General features: G+C 72.9%; 21 protein-coding genes. 11 read left to right on the top strand and 10 right to left on the bottom strand.

The genetic code is table 11. The features are described from left to right. Positions 1–27: 27 nt before the first annotated feature. On the bottom strand, positions 28–1,875 hold the full coding sequence (lepA, locus tag LIV55_RS15980) for a translation elongation factor 4 (RefSeq protein WP_068274000.1): 1,848 nt from the start codon (positions 1,873–1,875) through the stop codon (positions 28–30). Between the two features lie 105 nt (positions 1,876–1,980). On the opposite strand from lepA, the gene LIV55_RS15975 reads away from it, so the two are divergent. From LIV55_RS15975 to LIV55_RS15965, 3 genes are read left to right on the top strand one after another with little or no spacing between them, the layout of a single operon-like run. Further along, positions 1,981–2,775 carry a CPBP family intramembrane glutamic endopeptidase gene (locus LIV55_RS15975; protein WP_229300897.1) on the top strand — a complete coding sequence of 265 codons (795 nt, stop codon included), beginning with the start codon at positions 1,981–1,983 and terminating at the stop codon, positions 2,773–2,775. 49 nt (positions 2,776–2,824) lie between these two features. Continuing rightward, positions 2,825–3,982 carry a M48 family metallopeptidase gene (locus LIV55_RS15970; protein WP_229300896.1) on the top strand — a complete coding sequence of 386 codons (1,158 nt, stop codon included), beginning with the start codon at positions 2,825–2,827 and terminating at the stop codon, positions 3,980–3,982. Between the two features lie 10 nt (positions 3,983–3,992). Then, positions 3,993–4,544, top strand: a complete 552-nt coding sequence (locus tag LIV55_RS15965) for a type II toxin-antitoxin system PemK/MazF family toxin (protein ID WP_229300895.1) — start codon at positions 3,993–3,995, stop codon at positions 4,542–4,544. An 85-nt stretch (positions 4,545–4,629) separates the two neighbouring features. On the opposite strand, the gene rpsT is transcribed toward LIV55_RS15965, so the two are convergent. The 3 genes from rpsT to LIV55_RS15950 all read right to left on the bottom strand — a co-directional run bounded on the left by rpsT (position 4,630) and on the right by LIV55_RS15950 (position 8,205). Further along, the gene (gene rpsT / locus LIV55_RS15960; RefSeq protein ID WP_068273994.1) at positions 4,630–4,896 is read right to left on the bottom strand and encodes a 30S ribosomal protein S20; all 267 of its coding nucleotides are present in this window, start codon (positions 4,894–4,896) and stop codon (positions 4,630–4,632) included. A 175-nt stretch (positions 4,897–5,071) separates the two neighbouring features. Continuing rightward, positions 5,072–6,052: a DNA polymerase III subunit delta gene (gene holA, locus LIV55_RS15955; RefSeq protein WP_224767005.1), complete on the bottom strand. Its 981-nt coding sequence runs from the start codon at positions 6,050–6,052 to the stop codon at positions 5,072–5,074. Beyond that, positions 6,049–8,205, bottom strand: a complete 2,157-nt coding sequence (locus tag LIV55_RS15950; RefSeq protein WP_123091510.1) for an ATP-dependent DNA helicase — start codon at positions 8,203–8,205, stop codon at positions 6,049–6,051. Before LIV55_RS15950 ends, holA begins: the two co-directional genes overlap by 4 nt. Between LIV55_RS15950 and LIV55_RS15945 the strand changes: the two genes are divergently transcribed. After that, positions 8,192–8,707 carry a GNAT family N-acetyltransferase gene (locus LIV55_RS15945; RefSeq protein ID WP_308012929.1) on the top strand — a complete coding sequence of 172 codons (516 nt, stop codon included), beginning with the start codon at positions 8,192–8,194 and terminating at the stop codon, positions 8,705–8,707. The genes LIV55_RS15950 and LIV55_RS15945 overlap by 14 nt on opposite strands. Positions 8,708–8,710: 3 nt before the next feature. Here LIV55_RS15945 and LIV55_RS15940 read toward each other — a convergent pair whose 3' ends face one another. From LIV55_RS15940 to LIV55_RS15930, 3 genes are read right to left on the bottom strand one after another with little or no spacing between them, the layout of a single operon-like run. Then, on the bottom strand, positions 8,711–9,520 hold the full coding sequence (locus tag LIV55_RS15940; protein ID WP_229300894.1) for an SDR family oxidoreductase: 810 nt from the start codon (positions 9,518–9,520) through the stop codon (positions 8,711–8,713). Beyond that, a complete protein-coding gene (locus LIV55_RS15935) occupies positions 9,517–10,878 on the bottom strand; it encodes a uracil-xanthine permease family protein (protein ID WP_191564633.1) in 1,362 nt (453 codons plus the stop codon). The genes LIV55_RS15940 and LIV55_RS15935 overlap by 4 nt, the downstream gene beginning before the upstream one ends. A gap of 11 nt (positions 10,879–10,889) precedes the next feature. Continuing rightward, positions 10,890–11,912: a GNAT family N-acetyltransferase gene (locus tag LIV55_RS15930; protein WP_229300893.1), complete on the bottom strand. Its 1,023-nt coding sequence runs from the start codon at positions 11,910–11,912 to the stop codon at positions 10,890–10,892. Positions 11,913–12,079: 167 nt separating this feature from the next. Here LIV55_RS15930 and LIV55_RS15925 point away from each other — a divergent pair, with 167 nt between their 5' ends. The 4 genes from LIV55_RS15925 (at position 12,080) to LIV55_RS15905 (ending at position 17,342) form a co-directional block, all read left to right on the top strand. Beyond that, on the top strand, positions 12,080–14,689 hold the full coding sequence (locus LIV55_RS15925; protein WP_229300892.1) for a DEAD/DEAH box helicase: 2,610 nt from the start codon (positions 12,080–12,082) through the stop codon (positions 14,687–14,689). 74 nt (positions 14,690–14,763) lie between these two features. Beyond that, entirely contained in the window at positions 14,764–16,272 is a 1,509-nt protein-coding gene (locus tag LIV55_RS17305) for an ABC transporter substrate-binding protein/permease (protein ID WP_308012928.1), read from the top strand. Beyond that, positions 16,259–17,062 (top strand): amino acid ABC transporter ATP-binding protein, encoded by an 804-nt coding sequence (locus LIV55_RS15910; protein WP_229300891.1) that lies wholly within the window; start codon positions 16,259–16,261, stop codon positions 17,060–17,062. The genes LIV55_RS17305 and LIV55_RS15910 overlap by 14 nt, the downstream gene beginning before the upstream one ends. A 4-nt stretch (positions 17,063–17,066) precedes the next feature. Beyond that, positions 17,067–17,342, top strand: coding sequence for a DUF4031 domain-containing protein (locus LIV55_RS15905; RefSeq protein WP_068273982.1), 276 nt, complete (start codon positions 17,067–17,069; stop codon positions 17,340–17,342). Here the strand turns inward: LIV55_RS15905 and LIV55_RS15900 are convergent. Next, positions 17,308–17,958, bottom strand: coding sequence for an HD domain-containing protein (locus tag LIV55_RS15900; RefSeq protein WP_229300890.1), 651 nt, complete (start codon positions 17,956–17,958; stop codon positions 17,308–17,310). The genes LIV55_RS15905 and LIV55_RS15900 overlap by 35 nt on opposite strands. A 112-nt stretch (positions 17,959–18,070) precedes the next feature. Here LIV55_RS15900 and LIV55_RS15895 point away from each other — a divergent pair, with 112 nt between their 5' ends. From LIV55_RS15895 to LIV55_RS15885, 3 genes are all read left to right on the top strand, one after another. After that, positions 18,071–19,300: a hypothetical protein gene (locus LIV55_RS15895; RefSeq protein ID WP_229300889.1), complete on the top strand. Its 1,230-nt coding sequence runs from the start codon at positions 18,071–18,073 to the stop codon at positions 19,298–19,300. A 97-nt stretch (positions 19,301–19,397) separates the two neighbouring features. Beyond that, a complete protein-coding gene (locus LIV55_RS15890; RefSeq protein WP_068273980.1) occupies positions 19,398–20,906 on the top strand; it encodes a purine-cytosine permease family protein in 1,509 nt (502 codons plus the stop codon). A 2-nt stretch (positions 20,907–20,908) separates the two neighbouring features. Beyond that, positions 20,909–21,481: a cysteine hydrolase family protein gene (locus LIV55_RS15885; protein ID WP_229301017.1), complete on the top strand. Its 573-nt coding sequence runs from the start codon at positions 20,909–20,911 to the stop codon at positions 21,479–21,481. Between the two features lie 27 nt (positions 21,482–21,508). Here the strand turns inward: LIV55_RS15885 and LIV55_RS15880 are convergent, their stop codons facing one another. After that, complete coding sequence (locus LIV55_RS15880; protein WP_229300888.1) at positions 21,509–21,892, bottom strand: hypothetical protein; 384 nt, start codon at positions 21,890–21,892, stop codon at positions 21,509–21,511. A gap of 1 nt (position 21,893) precedes the next feature. Then, positions 21,894–23,363 carry a GTPase HflX gene (hflX, locus tag LIV55_RS15875; RefSeq protein WP_201466340.1) on the bottom strand — a complete coding sequence of 490 codons (1,470 nt, stop codon included), beginning with the start codon at positions 23,361–23,363 and terminating at the stop codon, positions 21,894–21,896. Between the last annotated feature and the right edge of the window lie 182 nt (positions 23,364–23,545).

The following is a 23,545-nucleotide window of genomic DNA, read 5'->3' as shown; positions in this document are numbered from 1 at the left end:
GGGGCACCCTACGTCCTCGCCCGGCGGCTACTTCTTCGCCTTGTCCTTCGTCGGCTCGTCGGAGGACAGCGCGGCGACGAAGGCCTCCGGCGGCACCTCGACGCTGCCGATGTTCTTCATCCGCTTCTTGCCCGCCTTCTGCTTCTCGAGCAGCTTGCGCTTGCGCGAGATGTCACCGCCGTAGCACTTGGCGAGCACGTCCTTGCGGATCGCGCGGATCGTCTCGCGGGCGATGACCCGGGCGCCGATGGCCGCCTGGATCGGCACCTCGAACTGCTGGCGCGGGATGAGGTCCTTGAGCTTGCCGGCCATCATCGTGCCGTAGGAGTAGGCCTTGTCCTTGTGGACGACGGCGCTGAAGGCGTCGACGCCCTCGCCCTGGAGGAGGATGTCGACCTTGACGAGGTCGGCCGCCTGGTCGCCGGCCTCCTGGTAGTCCAGCGAGGCGTAACCGCGGGTCTTGGACTTCAGCTGGTCGAAGAAGTCGAAGACGATCTCCGCGAGCGGCAGGGTGTAGCGCATCTCGACGCGGTCCTCGGAGAGGTAGTCCATGCCGCCGAGCTGGCCGCGCTTGCCCTGGCACAGCTCCATGATCGCGCCGATGAACTCGCTCGGGGCGAGGATCGTCGCCTTGACGACGGGCTCGCGGACCTCGGCGACCTTGCCGTAGGGGAACTCGCTGGGGTTGGTCACCTCGATCTCGGTGCCGTCGTCCATCGTCACCTGGTAGACGACGTTGGGCTGGGTCGAGATGAGGTCGAGGTCGAACTCGCGCTCGAGGCGCTCGCGCACGATCTCGAGGTGGAGCAGGCCGAGGAAGCCGACCCGGAAGCCGAAGCCGAGGGCCGCGGAGGTCTCCGGCTCGTAGACGAGCGCGGCGTCGTTGAGCTTGAGCTTGTCGAGCGCGTCGCGCAGGTCGGGGTAGTCCGAGCCGTCGATGGGGTACAGGCCGGAGAAGACCATCGGCTTGGGGTCCTTGTAGCCGCCGATGGCGTCGGTGGCCGGCTTGGCCATGTTCGTCACCGTGTCGCCGACCTTGGACTGGCGCACGTCCTTGACCCCGGTGATGAGGTAGCCGACCTCGCCGACGCCCAGGCCGTTCGAGGGCTTGGGCTCGGGGCTGATGACGCCGATCTCGAGCAGCTCGTGCGTCGCCTTCGTGCTCATCATCGCGATGCGCTCGCGGGGGTTGAGGTTGCCGTCGACGACGCGGACGTAGGTGACGACCCCGCGGTAGGTGTCGTACACGGAGTCGAAGATCATCGCGCGGGCCGGGGCGTCGGGGTCGCCCACCGGTGCGGGCAGGTCGCCGACGACGCGGTCGAGGAGGGCCTCGACCCCTTCGCCCGTCTTGCCTGAGACCTTGAGGACGTCCTCGGGGTCGCAGCCGATGAGGCCGGCGAGCTCGGCGGCGTACTTCTCGGGCTGAGCGGCCGGCAGGTCGATCTTGTTGAGCACCGGGATGATCGTCAGCTCGTTCTCCATCGCCAGGTAGAGGTTGGCCAGGGTCTGCGCCTCGATGCCCTGCGCGGCGTCGACGAGCAGGACCGCGCCCTCGCACGCGGCGAGGCTGCGCGAGACCTCGTAGGTGAAGTCGACGTGCCCGGGGGTGTCGATCATGTTGAGGCAGTAGGTCTGGCCCTCGAGCTCCCAGGGCATGCGCACGGCCTGGCTCTTGATCGTGATGCCGCGCTCGCGCTCGATGTCCATGCGGTCGAGGTACTGCGCGCGCATCTGCCGCGCCTCGACGACGCCGGTGATCTGCAGCATGCGGTCGGCCAGGGTGGACTTGCCGTGGTCGATGTGGGCGATGATGCAGAAGTTGCGGATCTGCTGCGGCGGGGTCGCGTGCGGCTGCAGCGCCTTCGTGGCCATGGGTGACACGGGGGAGACTCAACCTCGTCGATGGGCGGCGATGGATCAGCGCTCATCATCGCACCTCCCAGCCGACCCACGAGAACGCGACCTAGGCTCGCCCCCGTGACCGCAGCCGCCGAGCCCGCCGTCGACGGGGTGCCCGCCTCCCCCTTCGGCCGTCGCACCCTCCTCGCGGAGACCGCCCTCGTCCTGCTCGTCTCGCTCGGCGCGAGCGCCATCTGGTCGCTCCTGCGCATCGTCTCGCTGCTCACCCAGGGCGGGCTGTCACGGGTGACGACGACGATGAACTCCTCGGCCTACCCCGACCGGCCGTGGCTCGACCTCGTCCACCAGCTCGTCGGCGTCGGGCTCGGCGTGGTGCCCGCCCTGCTCGCTCTGCACCTGCTCACCCGGGAGGACCGGGACGCGCCGCACCGGATCGGCGCCGACCTGCGCCGCCCCGGCAGCGACCTGCTGCGCGGCGTCCTGCTCACCGCTGCCGTCGGCATCCCCGGGCTCGCCTGGTACCTCGGGTCGCGGGCGCTCGGCATCAACACGACGGTGGCCGCCGCGGACCTCGCGCCGGTGTGGTGGGCCGTGCCGGTGCTCGTCCTCGCCGCGCTGCAGAACGCCGTGCTCGAGGAGGTCGTCATGGTCGGCTACCTCTTCACCCGGTGGACCCAGGCGGGGTGGGGCCGGTGGCGGGTGATCGTCGTCAGCGCGCTCGTCCGGGGCAGCTATCACCTCTACCAGGGCTTCGGCGGCTTCGTCGGCAACGTCGTCATGGGCCTGCTCTTCGGCTGGCTCTACACCCGCACCCGACGGGTCGGCCCGCTCGTCGTCGCGCACACGCTGCTCGACGTCGTCGCCTTCGTGGGGTACACCCTGGCCCGCGACCACCTGGGGTGGCTGCGATGATCCTGCCCGGAGCGGCCTGACACCGGCCGCCGACGACAGGGGAACCTCGATGAGCTCGCAGTGGCCACCCGCGCCGGGGACTCCCCCGGCCGCCTACCCGCCCGCCGGACGACGGCCGCGCGGCCCCGCCGACCCCCGCGGTCCCCGGCACGCTCAGCGCCTCGCGGTGCGCCGCGGCGTGCGCCACCCGCTGGAGATCCTCTGCCTCGTCGTGGCGGTCGTCGCCTCGCTGCTCTACCTCGGCTTCGCGATCTTCGAGATCGTGCAGGCGATCGGTGACCGGCGCGAGCCGAGCACCTATGCCGTGATCCTCGTGCTCGCCCCGGTGCTCGTGTGGTTCGCCCGTGGCCTGCTCTTCGCGCAGATCCGCCTGCGCGGCGTGCAGATCACCCCGACGCAGTACCCCGAGGCCTACGAGATCCTCGTGGAGGCGTCGGCGGCCTTCGGGCTCGAGGAGCCGCCGCGGGCCTACGTCGTCGGGGGCAACGGGCTCATCAACGCCTTCGCCTCCGGGCACGGCTTCCGCCGCTTCGTCGTCGTGTACTCCGACCTCTTCGAGGTGGGTGGGCGCGCGCGTCAGCCGGACTCGCTGCGCTTCATCATCGGCCACGAGCTCGGCCACATCGCCGCCGGGCACACGTCGTACTGGCGTCAGCTGGGCACCTTCGCCTCGGCCTACTTCCCGCTCGTGGGGCCGGTCCTGTCACGCAGCCAGGAGTACACGTCGGACAGCTACGGGTACCACCTGTGCCCGCAGGGAGCGATGGGAGCGATGGCCACCCTCGGCGCCGGCAAGTACCTCAACGCCTCCGTCGACACGACGCAGTACTTCGGGCGGGTCGGTGACGAGCGCGGCTTCTTCGTGTGGTGGGCCAACGCCATCGCCTCGCACCCGGTGCTGCTGTGGCGCGGGCACGCACTGCGCGACCGCACCCAGCGCGGGCGGCTGCTGTGGCGCCCGCGGCCGGACCGCTGGGGCCCGCCCCCGGTGAGCCCCTACGTGGGCAACCTCCCGCCGAACGCCGCCGTCGCGGGCGGCACGCACCCCTCGCAGCGCCTCGCAGCGATCGGCGCACCGCAGATCGGCATGCCCGAGGCCCGGCCGACCCCGCCCGCGATGCCGCAGGGCGGCCCCACCCCGCCGTCCCCCGGGCAGGCCCCGTCGTGGGGGCCGCCGACGACGCCGCCTGCGGGCCCGGCTGCGTAACCTCGCAGACATGTTGCGCTCGCTCGTGCGCCGGCTGCTGCGCACGACGCCGCGGCCGAGCACCGCCTCGACGTCGACCGCGCCGTCGACCCCGCCGACGGCTCCCCCGCCGACGACCCCGCCGCCCGGGCCGGCCTACCCCGGTGACTTCTCGGGCGAGGCGGGCTCCCCCTTCGCCACCCCGACCGGCTCGGTGGGCGCGGGCGAGGTCGTGTGGGCATGGGTGCCCTTCGAGGAGGACCACCGGCGGGGCAAGGACCGGCCGGCGCTCGTCATCGGTGCCGACGGGCCGTGGCTGCTCGGGCTGCCCATGACGAGCCAGGACCACGACCTCGACGAGACCCAGGAGCGCCGGGTGGGGCGGCAGTGGATCGACGTCGGCTCCGGCGACTGGGACCGCCGCCGTCGGCGCAGCGAGGCCCGTCTCGACCGCGTCGTGCGGCTCGACCCCGCACAGGTCCGGCGTGCCGGTGGGTCCGTCGACCGCGCGGTCTACGACGCCGTCCTCGTCGCCCTCGAGGCCGTGCGTCGCGGCGAGCCCTACGACGACGACCCGGTCTGAGCGAGCCCAGGAGGGCACCCCGGGCACGCGAAGGGGGCCCGCACCGTCGAGACGGTACGGGCCCCCTTCGCGGGTCAGGCGCGGGTCACTTGGACAGCGCGTTGACCTTCTTCGCCAGGGCCGACTTCTTGTTGGCCGCCTGGTTGGCGTGGATGACGCCCTTGCTGACGGCCTTGTCGAGGCGCTTCGAGGCGGCCTGCAGGGCGGTGCCCGCAGCGGTCGCGTCGCCGGCGGCGACAGCCTCACGGACCTTGCGGATCGAGGTGCGCAGCTCCGACTTGTGCGCACGGTTGCGCTCGGTGCGGGCCGCGTTGGTCTTGATCCGCTTGATCTGGGACTTGATGTTTGCCACGTGTATGTCTTCCTAGAGGTCGATGATGTGCCGTTGAGGGCGGCAGGACGTCTCGGGACCGGCGTGGGGAGACCGTTGGGAGAGACGCCCTGGGTGGTGCTGCGTTGCGCGCACGACCGCAGCGCGCACGCAAGGATCGACGATATCAGCGGGCGGTCGTGCCGGGCAAAACCGGTCAGCCGGACTCGTGCTCGCGCACGACGGTGAGCACCGCGTGCTCGACGGCGTAGACCGGGTCGCGCCCCCCGCCCTTGACCTCCTCGTCGGCCGCGGCGACGGCCTGGATGGCCCGCCCGAGGGCCGGCCCCGACCACCCGCGCAGCGCGCGGCGGGCCTTGTCGACCTGCCACGGGGCCATGCCGAGGTCGCGGGCGAGGTCGGCCGACCGGCCGCGCCCCGCTCCCCCGACCTTGGCCAGCTGGCGCAGCTGGCCGGCGAGGACGGCGACGATCGGGACCGGGTCGACCCCGACGGCCACGGCATGACGCAGCAGCCGCAGCGCCTCACCGGCCTCGCCGGTCACGGCCGCGTCGGCCACGCGGAAGCCCGTGGCCTCGACCTTGCCCCCGTGGTAGCGGTCGACGACGTCGTGGTCGACGACACCGGTTGTGTCGTCGACGAGCTGGGTGCACGCCGAGGCGAGCTCGCGCAGGTCCTTGCCCACGGCCTCGACGAGGGCCTGGACGGCGTCCGGGGCGATCTTGCGCCGGGCCCGGCGGAACTCGCCGGTGACGAAGTCGGCCTTGTCGCGGTCGGACTTGATCGCGGGGCACTCGACGACGCGGGCGCGCGACTTCTTCATCGTGTCGAGGACCTTCTTGCCCCGGTTGCCCGAGGAGTGCAGCACGACGAGCGTCACGTCCTCGGCCGGCTGCTCGAGGTAGGCCAGGACGTCCTGCTGCAACGCGTCGGAGGCCTCGTGCAGCCCGCGCACGACGATGACCTTGTCCTCGCCGAAGAGCGACGGGCTCGCGTGCATCGCGAGCGCGCCCGCCTCGTAGCCGGCGGTCTCGACGGCCACGAGCTCGATCTCCGGGGAGGCGACGCGCAGGTCGGCGAGCACCTGGTCGACGGCGCGCTCGGCGAGCAGCTCCTCGGGGCCCGTGACGAGCACGAGGGGCGGGACGCCGGAGCGGACGTCGACGAGATCGGTCACCGGGACACCTTCGCACCGGGGGCCGACACCGGTCGCGGGTGCTCCGCCCCGTCCTCGTCCCGGCTGGCGGCGACGGCTCCCTCGACGACGGCGCCGGTCAGGCCGCGTCGGGCGGGGTCGGCGACGGCCACCGGGGGCGGTGCGGTCTCGTCGAGGCGGCGCAGGGCGCCGAGCACGAGCGACTTGTCGGTCGTGGGCCAGAAGGGCGGCAGCGAGCGCTGCAGGAAGCCGGCGTAGCGCGCCTTGACCATGCGGTTGTCGAGGAAGGCGACGACCCCGCGGTCGTCGGAGCGCCGCACGAGCCGACCCGCGCCCTGCGAGAGCCGCAGCGCGGCGTGGGTCGCCGACACCGCCATGAAGCCGTTGCCGCCGCGTCGCCCGATCTCCTCGGTGCGCGCGGACGACAGCGGGTCGTCCGGCCGCGGGAAGGGGATGCGGTCGATGAGCACGAGCTGGCAGCTCGAGCCGGGCACGTCGACGCCCTGCCAGAGCGTGAGCGTGCCGAAGAGGCAGGTCGTCGGCTCGGCGGCGAACTGCCGCACGAGCGTGGTGATCTGGTCCTCGCCCTGGCAGAGCACCTCCATCTCGCCGCCCAGCCGCTCGCGCATCGCCTCGGCGGCCTCGCGGGCCGCGCGCATCGAGGAGAAGAGACCGAGGGTGCGCCCGCCGGCCGCGCGCACGAGCTCTTCGATCTCGTCGAGGGTCTGCGGGGCGAGCCCGTCACGACCGGGCGCGGGCAGGTGCTCGGCGACGTAGGCGATCGCCTGCTCGGGGTAGGCGAAGGGGGACCCGACGTCCAGGCCGCGCCACGGCGGTGCGCCGTCCCCGCGCAGCCCGAGGGTGCCGGCGACCGCGTCGAAGGTGCCGCCGAGCTCGAGGGTCGCCGACGTGAGCACGACCGTGCGGTCGGTGCGGTTGCCGTCCTCGTCGGTCGAGTCGTCCTCGAAGACCTTGTCCCGCACGAGCATCGCCACGCTCATCGGCGCGACCCTCAGGACGGGACCGCGCCGGGGGTCCTTGCTCACCCACAGCACGTCGAGCTCGCGCTCCTCGAGCACCCGGCCCGCGGTGTCGAAGAGGTCCTCCATCGCGGCCATGGCGATCTGCCGGCCCCCGTCGACCTCGGCGCCCTTCTCCGGCTTGAGCTCGGTGAGCAGGGTGCGGGTGACCTCGCGCAGCCGCGAGACCGTGAGCGCCAGCGCGTCGGGCATGCCCCCGCGCAGCCGGCCCTCCGGCACGTCCTCGAGCTGGGCCTCGAGCGCCACCGCGAGGTCGTCGAGCTCCTCGGTGGACTGGACGAGGCGCCCGGCACGCTTGCTCGCGCCGCGGACCGCGCCCGGGGTGATGTCGTCGGTGATCGTCGAGGTGACGCGGTCGACGAGCTCGTGGGCCTCGTCGACGACGAGCACGTCGTGCGGCGGCAGCAGGTGGCGCCCCTCGAAGGCGTCGATGGCCATGAAGGAGTGGTTGGTGACCACGACGTCGACCTCCTTGGCCGCCGTGCGCGAGCGCTCGACGAAGCAGTCGCCGAACTCCGGGCACTTGCTGCCGAGGCACTCGTCCGCGCTCACCGACACCTGCCGCCAGGCCCGCTCCGAGACACCGGGCACGAGCTCATCACGGTCACCGGACTCGGTCTGCTCGGCCCACTCGCGCAGCCGCACGACCTCCTGGCCGAGCCGGCCGGCCGCCGCGTCGACCTCGCCGACGTCGAGGAGCCCGTCCTCGTCGTCGGGGAAGCCGCCGACGAGCTTGTGCTGGCAGACGTAGTTGCGGCGGCCCTTGACGAGGGCGTACGTCGGGCGCCGGCCGAGCGGTCCGGTGAGCGCGTCGGCGAGCCGGGGCATGTCGCGGTCGACGATCTGCGCCTGCAGCGCGAGGGTCGCGGTCGCGACGACGGCGGGCCGTCCGCTGCGCATCGCGTGGGCGATCGCGGGCACGAGGTAGGCCAGCGACTTGCCGGTGCCGGTGCCGGCCTGGACGAGGAGGTGCTCGCCCGTCGTCACCGCCCGCTCGACGGCCTGGGCCATCTCGACCTGACCTGGGCGGGTGCTGCCGCCGACCCCGTCGACGGCGGCGTTGAGCAGGTCGGTCAGGGAGGGCACCGGCCCTAGGTTAGCGCTCGATATCCTCGCCGCCGTGACGATCCACATCCGCACCGCCACCGCGCAGGACTGGCCCCAGATCTGGCCGGTCGTCGCCGAGGTCGTGCGCGCCGGCGAGACCTACGCCTACCCCCTCGACCTCACGAGCGAGCAGGCCCAGCAGCTGTGGCTCGAGGCCCCGCCGGGCGAGAGCGTCGTGGCGACCGACGACGACGGGTCCGTGCTCGGCACGGCGAAGATGGGTCCGAACCGGCCCGGCCACGGCGACCACGTGGGCACGGCGTCCTTCATGGTCGCGAGCAGCGCGCGGGGTCTCGGGGTCGGCCGAGCGCTCGGCGAGCACGTCGTCGCGTGGCACCGCGAGCGCGGCTTCCACGCGATCCAGTTCAACGCCGTCGTCGAGACCAACGCTGCGGCGGTAGCGCTGTGGCGCTCCCTGGGCTTCGAGGTCGTCGGGACCGTGCCGGAGGCCTTCCGCCACCCGACGCACGGTCTCGTCGGGCTGCACGTCATGCACCTCCCCCTTCGCACCGGTCGTGCGCAGGGCTGAGCCTCAGACGGCTCCCGGCTTCTGCATGAGCCCGCCGTCGGCGAAGATCGTCGTGGCGGTGATGTAGCTCGCCGCGTCGGAGGCGACGAAGCAGGCGAGCTTGCCCATCTGCTGCGGGGTGCCGATGTAGCCCAGCGGGATCGCCGCGCGCAGGGCGTCCTGCTCGGCCGGGTCGTCGTCGGCGTTGATGGGGGTGACGATCGCGCCCGGCGCGATGCTCACCATCCGGATGCCGTGCTCGCCGAGCTCGACGCCCGCGGTGCGGGTGAGCATGCGCATCCCGCCCTTGCTCACGCAGTACGTGAGGTCGCTCGGCATCGGCCAGTCCTCGTGGGTGCTCGAGGTGTTGATGATGACCCCGCCGCCGCCCTGCTCGACGAAGCGCTCCGCGGCGACCTTCGCGCCGAAGACCGCGCCGCGCAGGTTGATCGCGAGCTGCTTGTCGAAGCCCTCCTCGGTGAGGGTGAGCAGCGTCTCCTTCAGCTCGATGCCGGCGTTGCTCACCCACACGTCGATCCGCCCGAAGGCGTCGACCGCCGCGTCGCGCAGCCGCTCGAGGTCGGCGACCGAGGAGACGTCGGCCTCGACCGCGATGGCCCGCTCGGGCCCGCCGAGCTCGTCGACCATCGCGTGCGCGTGGTCGGCGTCGCTCACGTAGTCGATGACGACCCGCGCGCCCTGGGCGCTGGCCTCGCGCACGATGCCCTCGCCGATCCCGGAGTTCCCTCCCGTGACGACGACCACCCGGTCCTCGAGGGGCCGGGGCGAGGCCCCGGCGGGCAGGTCGGGTGCGGTCGGGGGCTGCTCGGTCATGCAGGCAGCGTAGGACCGTCCGCCCGGTCGTGGTCGGCTGCGCGAAGGGGGATGAGCGGGTCGGCGACCGCGCCCGTCACCGAGTTGAGGGCCCGCAGTCCGTGGAAGCCGACGAGGGCGGCGATCGTGCCGAGCGCGATGCCGGCGAGCTGGACGTCGCCGATGCTCCACGTGAAGTCGGCGATGCCGATGATGAGCGCGACGGCACCGGTCATGAGGTTGATCGGGTTGCCGAGGTCGACGCGGTTCTCGATCCAGATCTTCACGCCGAGCAGGCCGATCATCCCGTAGAGGGCGGTCGCGGCCCCGCCGAGGACGCCGGACGGGACGGTGTTGATGAGCTCGCCGAACTTCGGGCTCATCGAGAGGAGCACGGCGGTGACGGCCGCGACCCAGTACGCCGCCGTGGAGTAGACGCGGGTCGCCGCCATGACGCCGATGTTCTCCGCGTAGGTCGTCGTGCCGGAGCCTCCGCCGGAGCCGGCGAGGGTGGTCGCGAGACCGTCGGCGATGAGCGCCCGACCCATGTACGGGTCGAGGTCGTCACCGGTCATCGCCGCGACCGAGCGGACGTGCCCGACGTTCTCGGCGACGAGGACGAGGACGACGGGGACGAAGAGCCCCAGCACGGAGATGTCGAAGGTCGGCGCGGTGAGGTCCGGCAGGCCGATCAGGTCGGCCTCGCGCACCAGGGTGAAGTCGAGCTCGCCGCGGATCGCCGCGCAGACGTAGCCGGCGGCCACGCCGCCGAGGATCGCCAGACGCGAGATCATCCCCTTCGTCGCGACGCTGAGGACGAGGATCACGACGAGGGTGACGAGGGCGGTGACCGGGGAGACGACGAAGTTGGTCTTCGCGGCCGGGGCGAGGTTGAGCCCGATGAGGGCGACGATCGCGCCGGTGACCATCGGGGGCATGAGGGCCCGCAGCCACCGGTCGCCGGAGAGCTGCACCGCCAGGCCGACGAGGGCGAGCGCCAGACCAGCCATGACGACGCCGCCGAGGGCAGTGGGGAGGTCGTGGCTCGACGTCGCGGCGGTGATCGGGGCGATGAAGGCGAAGGAGCTGCCGAGATAGCTCGGCACCCGACCGCGGGTGATGAGGAGGAAAAGCATCGTGCCGACGCCGGAGAAGAGCAGGGTCGTCGCCGGGGACAGTCCCGTGAGCAGCGGCACGAGGAAGGTCGCGCCGAACATCGCGACGACGTGCTGCATGCCCAGACCGATGGTCAGGTCCCACGAGAGGCGCTCGCGGGGGCGGACGACCTCGCCCGGGGCGACCCTGCGGCCGTCGCCGTGGAGGGTCCAGCCGCGCTGGGTGTCGTCGAGGTCCGGGGGCGTCGGTGCGGGTGCGCTCACGGACCGCAAGGCTATCGCCGCTCCGGCTCCTCCTGTGCACCTGTCTGATCCGGGGCGGGCGTCTCGGCCAGGCGACGCCACAGCAGCACGGAGTCGCGGTCGTCGCCGGGCGCGACGCGGATGACCCCGGGCTGGCGGCCGACCTCGGTGTAGCCGACCTTCGCGTAGAACTGGCCGAGCCCGACGCCGTCCCGGTAGTCCAGGGTGAGGATCTCGACCCCTTCGTCCCGTGCAGCCCGGTGCACCCCGGCCATGAGATGCCGGCCGAGGCTGGCGCCACGGCGCTGCGGGTCGACCATGACGCTCTCGACGCTGCGGATGTGGGCCTGGAGGGGGGTGGTCGGGGTGCGCAGGAAGGCGGCGCCGACGAGGTCACCCGCCGGGGTCATCAGACCCACCCCGCGCAGGTGCCCGGAGGCCAGGCCGTCCTCGCGGCGCTCGACCTCGGCCTCGACGTCCTCGCGCGGTGCCCCGGCGACGAAGCCGACCGCTCCCCCGGCGTCGTTGACCCGCACCCAGAGGTCGACGAGGCTGCGCCGGGCTCGGGGCGGCAAGCTCGTGAAGGTGCGCACGTACGGGCTCTCGAGGACCTGCCACCGCGTGCCGCGTGCCTCGTGGTCGTCCTCGGGGACGTGGACCAGGCCCGAGGACTCGGCGACCGCGCGGGTCGTCGGGTCGTCCTCGGCGACGCGGAGGCGAAGGGGGACGTCGGGCAGCCACTCGACCGCGTCGGCGACCGCGAGGCGCAGCGCGGCCCGGGCGCGACCGTCGGCCGCGACGGCCGGGGTGGAGCGGACCGTGAGCGCGATGTCGTCCTCGCGGGGGCGCACCCCGACGAAGCCCACCGGCTCGTCCTCGACGGCGACGACCCAGCTGCCGAAGCCGTCGCGCTCCCAGCGCTGGACCCAGCCGGCGACGACGTCGTGCGAGCGGTCGACGTCGCCGACGAGCTGCCCGAGCGCCTCCGCGTCCTCGACCCGCGGCGGCCGCAGGGCGAGACCCACCCCGGCGATGGTCGTCGGCCGCGTCGTCATCGCCCCATCCTGTCCCACCCCGCCCCTGCACGCCGTGAGGCCACGCGGCCCGTGGTCTCGAGGCTCCTCCGTCTCACCTCGACCACCACCATCCCCTTCGTCCCACCTCGACCGCCCGGGAGCACACCTCGACCGGGGCACCTCGGGCGGGCTGCGAGGATGGGTCGGTGAGCCAGCCCCAGACCCTCGACGTGCGTACCGGCTCGACCCCCGACGAGGTCTTCGACGCGCTGGAGCGGTGGGCGGCGGGGCGCGGGATCACGCTCTACCCCCACCAGGAGGAGGCGGCGCTCGCGCTGCTCGCCGACGAGCACGTCGTCATCTCGACCCCGACCGGGTCGGGCAAGTCGCTCGTCGCGACGGCCGCCATCGCCCACGCCCTCTCGCAGGACAAGGTCGCCTTCTACACCGCGCCGATCAAGGCGCTCGTCAGCGAGAAGTTCTTCGACCTCTGCGCGACCTTCGGGGCGCAGGACGTCGGCATGCTCACCGGCGACGCGTCGGTCAACCCCGACGCCCCGATCATCGTGTGCACGGCCGAGGTGCTCGCCAACATGGCGCTGCGCGAGGGCCGGGCCGCCGACGTCGGCCTCGTCGTCATGGACGAGTTCCACTACTACTCCGAGCCCGAGCGCGGCTGGGCCTGGCAGGTCCCGCTCCTCACCCTCGTCGACGCGCAGATGCTCCTCATGTCGGCGACCCTCGGCGACACGACGCGCTTCGTCGAGGACCTCGAGGCGCGCACCGGCCGCGACGTCACCGTCGTCTCGGACGCGCCCCGCCCGGTGCCGCTGACCTTCACCTGGTCGACGACCCCGCTGCAGGACACCATCGAGGACCTCGTCGAGTGGGACCGCGTGCCGGTCTACGTCGTGCACCAGACCCAGGCCAACGCCGCCGAGCACGCGCGCACCCTCTCGTCGACGAAGCTGCTCACCCCCGCCGAGCGCGACGCCGTCGCGGCCGAGATCGCCGGCTTCCGCTTCTCCGCCGGCTTCGGGCGCACCCTCTCGGCGCTGCTGCGCAAGGGCATCGGCGTGCACCACGCCGGGATGCTCCCGCGCTACCGCCGGCTCGTCGAGCGCCTCGCCCAGCAGGGCAAGCTCAAGGTCATCTGCGGGACCGACACCCTCGGCGTCGGCATCAACGTGCCGATCCGCGCCGTCCTCTTCACCTCGCTGACGAAGTTCGACGGGCGTCGCCACCGGGTGCTCCGCGTCCGCGAGTTCCTCCAGGTCGCCGGTCGCGCCGGTCGCGCCGGCTACGACACGCAGGGCTTCGTCGTCGTCCAGGCCCCCGAGCACACGATCGAGAACGAGCGCCTCGTCGCCAAGGCCGGTGACGACCCGAAGAAGCTGAAGAAGATCCAGCGCAAGAAGCCCCCGGAGGGCTTCGTCGTGTGGACCGAGGACACCTTCACCAAGCTGACGACCGCCCCGGCCGAGCCGCTCGCCAGCCGCATGCGGGTGGAGAACTCGACGATCCTCAACGTCGTCGCCCGGCCCGGCGACCCCATCGCCGCCCTGTCGGCCCTCACCCGCGACAACCACGAGGACCCGCGCGGCCAGGCCCGCCTGGCCAAGCGGGCGATCCGGCTCGGCCGCTCCCTGCTCGACTCCGGCGTCCTCGTGCGCCTCGACGAGCCCGACGACAGCGGGCGCACCGTCGCCCTCACCCTCGACCTGCCGAGCGACTTCGCGCTCAACCAGCCGCTCGCCCCCTTCGCCCTGGCCGTCTTCGAGCTGCTCGACCGCGACGCCGACACCTACGCCCTCGACGTCGTCTCCGTCGTCGAGGCGGTCCTCGACGCCCCCCGACCGCTCCTGCTCGCCCAGCAGCACGCCGCCCGCGGCGAGGCCCTGGCCGAGATGAAGGCCGACGGCGTCGAGTACGAGGAGCGGATGGCGCGCCTCGACGAGATCACCTGGCCCGAGCCGCTCGCCGAGCTCCTCCGCCCGGCCTACGAGGAGTACCTCGTCGCCCACCCGTGGCTGCCCGTCGACGGTCTCGTGCCGTGCAGCATCGTGCGGCACATGTGGGAGGACGGCATGTCCTTCAGCGACCTCGTGCGCCGCTACGACCTCGCACCGCGCGAGGGCCTGCTGCTGCGCTACCTCTCCGACGCCTACCGCACGATGGCGCACACCGTGCCGGCCGAGCACCGGGGCGAGGCGCTCGAAGAGATCATCGCCTGGCTCGGCGAGACCATCCGCCAGACCGACTCCTCCCTCCTCGACGAGTGGGAGGCGCTGGCCCATCCCGACGCCCACCTCGCCGAGGTCGTCTCGCACCACGACGCGGGCGACCTGCGCCCGCCGTCGCGCCCGATCAGCGCGCAGCCCCACGCCTTCACCCCCATGGTCCGGGGCGCGATGTGGCAGCGGGTCGCTCGCGCGGCCCGCGACGACGTCGACGGGCTCGCCGCGATCGAGCACGCCGCCGCAGCCCTCGCCGATGACGGGCGCTCCGCGGTGATGACGCGCGACGCCTGGGACGAGGCGCTCGGCGAGTACTGGCAGGAGCACGACGAGATCGCGACCGATGCCGACGCCCGTGGGCCGCACCGCATCTCGACCGAGGACGTCATGGCGCCGGCACCCGGCATGCCCGACGAGGGCGACGAGGCGATCGCCGACGTGCGGGTCCGCCGGGTACGTCAGGTGCTCGCCGACCCCGCGGGTGACGGCGACTGGGTGGTCGAGGCCGAGGTCGACCTCGACGCGTCCGACCGCGTCGGCGAGGCCGTCGTCCTCGCGACGGCGATGCGGCGGCTCTGAGGCGCCACAGGCACCGCGCCGAGGCCTGGACGCCGCGAGGGCGCCCACAGGGTCACCGACCTAGGCTGTGGGGCATGCCCGTCACCACGCCGCGCCCTGCGCCCGGCCCGCTCGCAGCCCGGCTGCGGGTGCTCGCCGCGCTCCTGCTCGCGCTGCTCCCCGCCCTCGTGCTCGCGGCACCCGCCGGGGCGCAGACGGACGCCGAGCAGCGTCCGACCGCCCGCCAGATGGCGCAGCAGGCCGAGATCCCCGACCCCCTGCGTGTCGGGACCGAAGGGGTGTACGCCCCCTTCTCGACGCGCTCCGGCGACGAGTTCACCGGCTTCGACATCGACGTGATGAACGCCGTCGGCGAGCGCCTCGGGGTCGAGGTCGAGTACGTCGCGACCCCGTGGGACTCGATGTTCGCCGCGCTCGAGTCCGACCGCTTCGACGTCGTCGCCAACCAGGTGACGTACAACGAGGAGCGCGCCCAGCTCTACGACCTCTCCGACCCCTACGTCGAGACCGCCGGCGTGCTCGTCGTCGCCGAGGACAACCCGAAGGGCATCGAGTCCCTGGAGGACCTGCGCGACAAGCGCTCGGCGCAGAACATCACGAGCAGCTGGGCCGAGGTCGCGGAGGAGTACGGCGCGAAGGTCGTCGGCGTCGACGGCATGACCGAGGCGATGGCCAGCCTGCGCGAGGGCCGGGTCGACGCGCTCGTCAACGACAAGCTCGCCGTGCGCAACTACATCGCGACCAACCCCAACCCCGGGGTGAAGATCGTCGCCGAGACCGATGAGAAGTCCGAGTCCGTCTTCGCGGCGAAGAAGGGCTCCGGCTACATGCCGGCGATCGACAAGGCCCTGGCCGAGATGGAGCAGGACGGCACGACTCAGCGCATCTACGACACGTACTTCTCCGCGGAGAACACCGCGCCGAGCTGGTGGGAGCTCGTCCAGGAGAACGCCTGGCCGATGCTCAAGGCCGCGGTGACGGTCAACATCCCGCTCGCCGCGCTCTCCTTCGCCCTCGGCCTCGTCATCGCACTCCTGGCCGCCGTCGGGCGGATGTCCACGGCCGCGGTGCCCCGGGCGGTCGCACGGGTCTACATCTCGGCGATCCGCGGGACACCGCTGCTCGTGCAGCTCTTCATCATCTTCTACGCGATGCCGCAGCTCGGGATCAACTTCGACCCCTTCCCCGCCGCGGTCATCGCGCTGTCCCTCAACGTCGGCGGGTACGCGGCCGAGGTCATCCGCTCGGCCGTCGAGTCCATCCCGCGGGGCCAGTGGGAGGCGGCCCGCACCATCGGGATGAGCCGGGCGACGACGATGCGACGGATCATCCTGCCGCAGGCCGCCCGCACCGCCGTGCCACCGCTGTCGAACACCCTCGTGTCCCTCGTCAAGGACACCTCGCTGACGTCGGTCATCCTCGTCACCGACCTCTTCCGCGTGGCGCAGTTCGCCGCCGCGCCGACCTACCAGTTCCTGCCGATGTACACGATGGCCGCCCTGTACTTCTGGGTCATCTGCCTGGTCATCTCGTTCTTCCAGGACCGCGCCGAGGAGAGGCTGAGCCGCTATGTCGCCCGCTGAGACCACCACCGCCCCCGTGCTGTCCGCGCGCTCCGTGCGCAAGAGCTTCGGCGAGAAGGAGGTGCTGCGCGACATCTCCTTCGAGGTCGGTGCGGGCACCGTCACCGTCGTCCTCGGCCCGTCCGGGTCGGGCAAGACGACCCTGCTGCGTGCGCTCGGCGGGCTCGAGACCCCCGACGCCGGGGTCATCACCATCGGCGGCACGACCGTCGACTTCGCCGAGCTCACGCCCAACCGGCGCGGCCGGCTCCCCCGTGCTCAGCGGGAGCAGGCCGACCAGCTCGCCTCGCACACGGGGTTCGTCTTCCAGGGGCACGACCTCTTCGCGCACAAGAGCGCGATCGACAACGTCGTGGAGGGCCCGGTCGTCGTCCAGGGCGAGGACCCGGCAGCGGCTCGCGAGCGGGGCATGACCCTGCTCGAGCAGGTCGGGCTCACCGAGCACGCCGACAAGTACCCCTACCAGCTCTCCGGCGGTCAGCAGCAGCGCGTCGGCATCGCCCGGGCGCTCGCCCTGCGCCCCGACGTCGTCCTCTTCGACGAGCCGACCTCGGCGCTCGACCCCGAGACGGTCGGCGAGGTACTCGCGGTGATGCGCGACCTCGCGCAGCAGAGCTGGACGATGGTCGTCGTCACCCACGAGATCCGCTTCGCGCGGGAGGTCGCCGACGACGTGCTCTTCATCGACGGCGGGGTCGTCGTCGAGCGGGGCGCGCCCGAGCAGGTGATCCTCGCGCCGCGCGAGGCCCGCACCCAGGCCTTCCTCAAGCGCATCCTCGAGCCGATCTGAGCCGATGATCCTCGTCGACCCGCCGACCTGGCCGGGGTGGGACACCGTGTGGAGCCATCTCGTCTCCGACACCTCGCTGGCCGAGCTGCACGCCTTCGCCGAGGGCGTCGGCCTGCCGAGACGACTCTTCGACGAGGACCACTACGACGTCCCGCGCAGCCGCTACGCCGAGGTCGTCGCCGCCGGAGCCCACGAGGTGAGCGGTCGCGAGCTCATCGTCGCGCTGCGCACCTCCGGGCTGCGGGTCACCGCCGCTCAGCGCCGTCCGCACCGCCGCTGAGCCGGTCGAGCTCACGGCGCAGGTTGGTCCGCGCGGCGTCGGTCCAGCGCTCGTGGGCCACGGTGGTCGCGTAGAGCCGCGGACGGGTGGCGAAGGGGGCGAGGACAGCCGTCCTCCCCCGCGCGAAGTCCTCGGCCGGGACGTGGGCGTACTCGTCGCAAACCTGGGCGCAGTACTCGTCGAAGCGCTGCGGCGGGGCTGACAGCACCCACAGGTCGGCGTCGTGGAGCACCGCCTCGGGCCCGGGCGTCCCCGGCAGCTCGTGCTCGAGCGTGGCCCGCACTAGGCCGGCGACCGCCCCCGCAGCGCTCGGGTCGCACCCGGCACCGGAGAGCTCGCGCTCGGAGAGGACGGCGCTCGCCTCCTCGTTGGCCCCTGGTGCCGCGGCGGGGTCGTACACGGCGTCGTGGTACCACGCGGCGAGCACGACGAGCGCATGCTCGCGGGGGTCGAGGTCGCCGCCGAGCAGGTCGACGGCCGTGAGCACCTCGGCGAGATGACGGCCGTCGTGGTAGCCGCGCTGGGGCTCGGCGTAGCGGTCGAGCAAGGACGTCGCCATCTCCCCCGGGGCACCCCCGAGCCGGGTCACCGCGTCGTCGTACGAGCTCGTGTCCACCGCGTCATCCTCGCAGCCCGGGGGTCCCGGACCGCCCGGCGTCGGTGCACCGGGCTAGCCTCGAGATGCCCCCTTCGCCCGCCCGCCGCACCGACCGCAGACCTGGAGGACCATGCCGACCACCCGCCGCGCCGTCGTCGTCGCCGCGCTGTGCGGCGTGCTCGCGGCCGGCTGCCAGGGCGGCCAGGGCGAGGACGCGAGCCCCACCTCGGCCGGCCCGACGAGCCCCGAGGAGCCGGTGCCCTCGCAGACGCGCTCCCCCGCCCCGGAGCAGACCTACCGGCCGGTCCGCTTCGACGACGGGCCGGTCTTCAACGAGCCCCTCGCCGACGACGTGACGGCCGCTCAGCTGCAGCGCCTCGTCGACGAGGAGCGCGTGCCGGTCGCCCCCACGCACGGGGGCGCCTTCGAGACGATGACGAACTCCCTCCGGGCCCTCGACAAGGCCCCCGACGTCATGATCTTCGGTGACTCGATGACCCAGCAGGGCATCGACCCCGAGGTGCTGGGTGAGCAGCTCGCCGAGCGCACCGGGTCACCGGTGAGCGTCTTCAACGCGGCGAGCAGCCGCGCCAGGTGGGGCGTCAACCGCATGGTCGCGCGATACGCCCGGTCCGTCGACCGGCTGCCGCAGGTGGCCGTCCTCAGCATCTCGACCCGAGCCGCGGAGGACGACGGCTTCTACACGAGCACCGTGCAGCGCACGCCCTTCTCGCACGTCGTCGAGGGGTGCGACCGCCCGAGCAGCCCCGTGTGGGACGCCGCGGAGCGCGCGGACTGCGAGGCCGACCGCACCGACCTGCGGCACCGCTTCGCGCTCGGCGGTGGGCAGGTGCGCCGCGCACTCGACGGGCGAGCGCTCCAGACCACCCTGCAGATCGCGCCGGGCTCCCGGCTGCGGGCCGACGGGATGATCGAGCACCCGTCGATGACCCGGGCGGAGGTCGAGCAGCGCGCTCGCACCCGGCTCGCCGAGCGTGGCTTCCCCGGCTTCCCGACGATCCTGCAGAGCTCGATCGACGAGTACACCGAGCTCGTCGACCTGCTCGAGGCCGAGGGGGTCACCGTCATCTCGACCGAGATCCCGTACAGCCCGGCCCACCAGGCGGGCCTGGAGCGGATCGGGCGCGACTACGACGCGAAGCGGCAGAAGGCCGCGGCCCGGCTCGCCCGCGAGGGCGGGACGCAGCACTTCCCCGTCGCCTCCTACGGCGACTGGTGGGGCGACGGCTCGAGCCGCGACGAGATCCACCTCGCCCCCCAGGGCGCCGTCGACTTCACCGAGCAGCTCGTCGACGACACCCCGGGCCTCGCCGACGCGATCGAGGCCGGGCTGCGCTGAGCCGCCTGCCGTGACCGCCGGGCGTGACCGCGTGCGCACCCGGGCCGCTCGCGTCGTGGTGCGCCCCGGCGGGGCGCGGATGTGGGACATTGCGATCATGACCAGCACCCCGGTGAGCGACAGGGACGGCTCGCGGATCGACGCCGTGCGGCGACGCGGCGTCGAGACCACAGGCATCGAGATCATCGCCGAGTCCGAGCGCACCGCCCGGCCCCGCGACCTCTTCTGGCCGTGGTTCGCGGCCAACGTCAGCGTCTTCGGCATCTCCTACGCCGCCTTCGTCCTCGGCTTCGGCATCTCCTTCGTCCAGGCGGTCGTCGTCACCGTCCTCGGCGTCGTCATCTCCTTCGCGCTGTGCGGCGTCATCGCTCTCGCCGGCAAGCGCGGGTCGGCCCCGACGATGGTGCTCTCGCGGGCCGCCTTCGGCGTCACCGGGCAGAAGGTGCCCGGCGTCATCAGCTGGCTGACCTCGATCGGCTGGGAGACCTTCCTCGCGATCCTCGCCACGCTCGCGACGGCGACGATCTTCGAGCGGCTCGGCTGGGGCGGTGGCACCGGGACGAAGGTCGTCGCCGCGGTCGTCGTCGCCGGGCTCGTCGTCGCCGCCTCGGTCGCGGGCTACCACGTCATCATGCGGATGCAGTCGGTGCTCACGTGGGTCACCGGGGCCATCACCGTCCTCTACGTCGTCATGACGGTGCAGCACGTCGACTGGGGCGCGGTCACCTCGCTGCCGTCCGGGTCGATCGGCGCGATGACGGGAGCCCTCGTCATGGTGATGACGGGCTTCGGCCTGGGCTGGATCAACATCGCCGCCGACTGGTCGCGCTACCAGCGCCGTGATGCGTCGGGCGCCGCGATCGTCGGGTGGAACACCCTCGGCGGCGCGATCGCCCCGGCCCTGCTCGTCTGCTACGGCCTGGCGCTCGCCGGCTCGGACGAGGCGGTGCTCACCGGCATCGGCGGCGACCCGATCGGCACGCTGGCGACCCTCCTGCCGACGTGGGTGCTCGTGCCCTTCCTTGTCGCGGCGGTGCTCGCGCTCGTCTCGGGGGCCGTCCTCGGGATCTACTCCTCCGGCCTGACGCTGCTCTCCCTCGGGGTGCGCATCCCCCGGCCGGCGGCGGCCGCGGTCGACGGGGTCATCCTCACCATCGGCACCTTCTACGTCGTCTTCGTCGCCGAGAGCTTCATCAACCCCTTCCAGTCCTTCCTCATCACCCTCGGGGTTCCGCTCGCGAGCTGGGCGGGGATCATGATCGCCGACATCGCCCTGCGCCGCCGCGACTACGACGAGGAGGCGCTCTTCGACCCGCGCGGCCGGTACGGCGCGTGGGACTGGACCTCGATCGCGACGATGGTCGTCGCGTCCGTCCTCGGCTGGGGCCTCGTCGTCAACTCCTTCGCCGCCGACGCGAGCTGGAACAACTGGCAGGGCTACCTGCTCGAGCCGCTCGGCCTCGGCACGTGGGACGCGGCCGGCGGTTTCTGGGAGGGCACCTTCGCCTACGCCAACCTCGGCGTCCTCCTCGCGCTCGTCCTGTCCTTCCTCGTCACGCTCGTCGCCCGGCGCGGCACCGTCGCCCGGCAGGAGGGACGGGCGTGACCATGGCCCCGCTGCCGGACCTCGCGGGGGCCTGGCTGCTCGTCGTCGACCCGCAGCGGATCTTCGCCGACCCCGAGTCGCAGTGGGGCTCGCTGATGTTCGGCGACATCATCGCGCCGGTGCACCACCTCGCCGAGCGGCTCGGGCCGCAGCGCACGGTCGTCACCCGCTGGGTGCCGGGACGCTCGCGGGTGGGGTCGTGGGCCGACTACTTCGCGGCCTGGCCCTTCGCCGACCGCCCCGACGACGACCCGATGTTCGCCCTCGTCGGCCAGGCCGAGGAGATCTCCGCCCACCCGACGGTCGACGTGCCGACCTTCGGCAAGTGGGGCGAGGACCTCGTCGACGTCGTCGGCCCGACACCGACCCTGCTCGTCACCGGGGTCTCGACGGACTGCTGCGTCGTCTCGACGGTGCTCGCCGCCGCCGACGCGGGTGCGCGCGTCGTCGTCGTCACCGACGGCTGCGCCGGCTCGAGCCGCGAGCACCACACGGCGGCGCTGCACGTCATGGGTCTCTACCCGCCGCAGGTCGTCCTGGCCACCTCGGCCGAGGTCCTCACCGCGCTGGGCTGACTCCCCCTTCGCCCCCGAGGGGACGGCTCAGCCGCGCCCGCCGCGGCTCTCGGGCACGCTCACCGCGACGGCGACGCTGCTCATCACCCACAAGGTGATGCCGGCGGTCCCGCCGAGCACGAAGAGGGCCGGGCCGAGCCCGGCGCCGACGAGCGCGGCGACCGCGGCGACGACCGACAGGCCGAGCACCACGAGCGCGCGGCGCACGACGGTGCGGCTGAGGTGGCCCTGCGGGCCGGCGAGGCGCAGCGCGTTGGCGACGAGGAAGACGCCGATGCCCACACCGACGACGGCCCACACCGTGCGGCTCTCGACCGAGCCGCCGGCGAGCGCGAGCAGCCACACCAGTGACCCCGCGACGGCGAGGACGACCCCGCCCCGGCGGCCGCCGAGGTCCTCGAGCGCGCGCACGTCAGGCGGTCTTCGCCGCGAAGGGGGCGAGCTCGGCGGCGAGGTCACCCATGACCTTCGCGCGGACCCGGGTGCCCTCGGCGAGGTGGTCCTCGCCGAGGATGTCGGCCTCCTCGTAGATCCGCGAGACGAGGTCGCCGCGGTCGTAGGGCAGGACGACGTCGACCTCGATGTCGGGCTGGGGCAGCTCGACGCTGATGAGGTCGCGCAGCGCGTCGACTCCCAGGCCCGTGCGGGCCGAGACTGCGATGGAGTGACGCTCGTGGCGCAGCAGCCGGTCGACGACCTCGGGGTCGGCGAGGTCGGCCTTGTTGATGACGACGACCTCCTTGACGTCGGTCGCGTCGACGTCGGCGAGCACCGCGCGGACCGCGCTGATCTGACCCTCGGGGTCGGGGTGGCTGCCGTCGACGACGTGGAGGAGCAGATCGGCGTCGGCGACCTCCTCGAGCGTGCTGCGGAAGGCCTCGACGAGCTGGTGGGGCAGCGCCCGCACGAAGCCGACGGTGTCGGCGAGGGTGAAGTCGCGGCCCTCGGGGGTCTCGGCGCGGCGCACCGTCGTGTCCAGCGTGGCGAAGAGCTGGTTGTCGACGAGGACGCCGGCGTGGGTGAGCCGGTTGAGCAGGGTCGACTTGCCGGCGTTGGTGTACCCGGCGATGACGACGGCGGGCACGCCGTGGGCGTCGCGGGCCCCGCGGCGGGTGTCGCGGTGGGTCTTCATCGACGACAGCTCGCGGCGCAGCTTGGCGATGCGCGAGTTGATCCGGCGGCGGTCGAGCTCGATCTTCGTCTCACCCGGTCCGCGTGAGCCCATGCCCTGGCCGCCGGCGGCCTGGCCACCGGCCTGGCGGGACATCGACTCGCCCCAGCCGCGCAGGCGTGGCAAGAGGTACTGCAGCTGGGCGAGCTCGACCTGGGCCTTGCCCTCCTTGGACTTCGCGTGCTGGGCGAAGATGTCGAGGATGAGGGCGGTGCGGTCGATGACCTTGACCTTGACGACGTCCTCGAGGGCACGACGCTGGCTCGGGGCGAGCTCGGTGTCGCACACCACGGTGTCGGCGCCCTCGGCGATGACGATGTCGCGCAGCTCGATGGCCTTGCCGGACCCGAGGTAGGTGCCCGGGTCGGGGCGCTGGCGGCGCTGCAGGACGCCGGCGAGGACCTCGGAGCCGGCGGTCTCGGCGAGCGCGGCGAGCTCGCGCATGGAGTTCTCGGCGTCCTGGGCGGTGCCCTCGGACCACACGGCGGCGAGGACGACGCGCTCGAGGCGCAGCTGGCGGTACTCGACCTCGGTGATGTCCTCGAGCTCGGTGGAGAGCCCGGAGACGCGGCGCAGCGCGGTGCGCTCCTCGCGGTCGAGCTGGTCGCCGTCGAAGCGGTCTGCGTCGTCGAAGAAGCCGTCGTCGTCGGCCAGGGCGCTCGCCCTGCGGGCCAGGATGTCGTCGGTCGCGGTGCTACGTGGTTCGGTCATGTTCTCCTCAGGGTCTCACCTCAGAACGCCCCGGGGCCACCGAATACTCCCGTCCGCACGATGGGCGGCCGCGGCGGCTCTCCCTTCGCCCCCGGCTACCCCTCCGTATGTGTGGTGATCACGACCACTACGGCGTGGTAGGTGGGTGTCGAGCGGGGTCGGCAGGTGGGTCGGCGGGGCGA

It is taken from the genome of Janibacter melonis, assembly GCF_020567375.1.
GTDB classification, from domain to species: Bacteria; Actinomycetota; Actinomycetes; order Actinomycetales; family Dermatophilaceae; genus Marihabitans; species Marihabitans melonis.
The sequence above is the reverse complement of the archived record's forward strand: the minus strand, read 5'-3'. Positions and strand labels throughout refer to the sequence as shown.

What these genes read in the sequence shown, in the direction of transcription:
- lepA (WP_068274000.1), bottom strand. Translation starts at nt 1,875, where the DNA reads ATGGCCACGAAGGCGCTGCAGCCGCACGCGACCCCGCCGCAGCAGATC.
- LIV55_RS15970 (WP_229300896.1), top strand. Translation starts at nt 2,825, where the DNA reads ATGAGCTCGCAGTGGCCACCCGCGCCGGGGACTCCCCCGGCCGCCTAC.
- LIV55_RS15965 (WP_229300895.1), top strand. Translation starts at nt 3,993, where the DNA reads ATGTTGCGCTCGCTCGTGCGCCGGCTGCTGCGCACGACGCCGCGGCCG.
- LIV55_RS15950 (WP_123091510.1), bottom strand. Translation starts at nt 8,205, where the DNA reads ATGTGGATCGTCACGGCGGCGAGGATATCGAGCGCTAACCTAGGGCCG.
- LIV55_RS15940 (WP_229300894.1), bottom strand. Translation starts at nt 9,520, where the DNA reads ATGACCGAGCAGCCCCCGACCGCACCCGACCTGCCCGCCGGGGCCTCG.
- LIV55_RS15930 (WP_229300893.1), bottom strand. Translation starts at nt 11,912, where the DNA reads ATGACGACGCGGCCGACGACCATCGCCGGGGTGGGTCTCGCCCTGCGG.
- LIV55_RS17305 (WP_308012928.1), top strand. Translation starts at nt 14,764, where the DNA reads ATGCCCGTCACCACGCCGCGCCCTGCGCCCGGCCCGCTCGCAGCCCGG.
- LIV55_RS15910 (WP_229300891.1), top strand. Translation starts at nt 16,259, where the DNA reads ATGTCGCCCGCTGAGACCACCACCGCCCCCGTGCTGTCCGCGCGCTCC.
- LIV55_RS15905 (WP_068273982.1), top strand. Translation starts at nt 17,067, where the DNA reads ATGATCCTCGTCGACCCGCCGACCTGGCCGGGGTGGGACACCGTGTGG.
- LIV55_RS15895 (WP_229300889.1), top strand. Translation starts at nt 18,071, where the DNA reads ATGCCGACCACCCGCCGCGCCGTCGTCGTCGCCGCGCTGTGCGGCGTG.
- LIV55_RS15890 (WP_068273980.1), top strand. Translation starts at nt 19,398, where the DNA reads ATGACCAGCACCCCGGTGAGCGACAGGGACGGCTCGCGGATCGACGCC.
- LIV55_RS15885 (WP_229301017.1), top strand. Translation starts at nt 20,909, where the DNA reads ATGGCCCCGCTGCCGGACCTCGCGGGGGCCTGGCTGCTCGTCGTCGAC.
- hflX (WP_201466340.1), bottom strand. Translation starts at nt 23,363, where the DNA reads ATGACCGAACCACGTAGCACCGCGACCGACGACATCCTGGCCCGCAGG.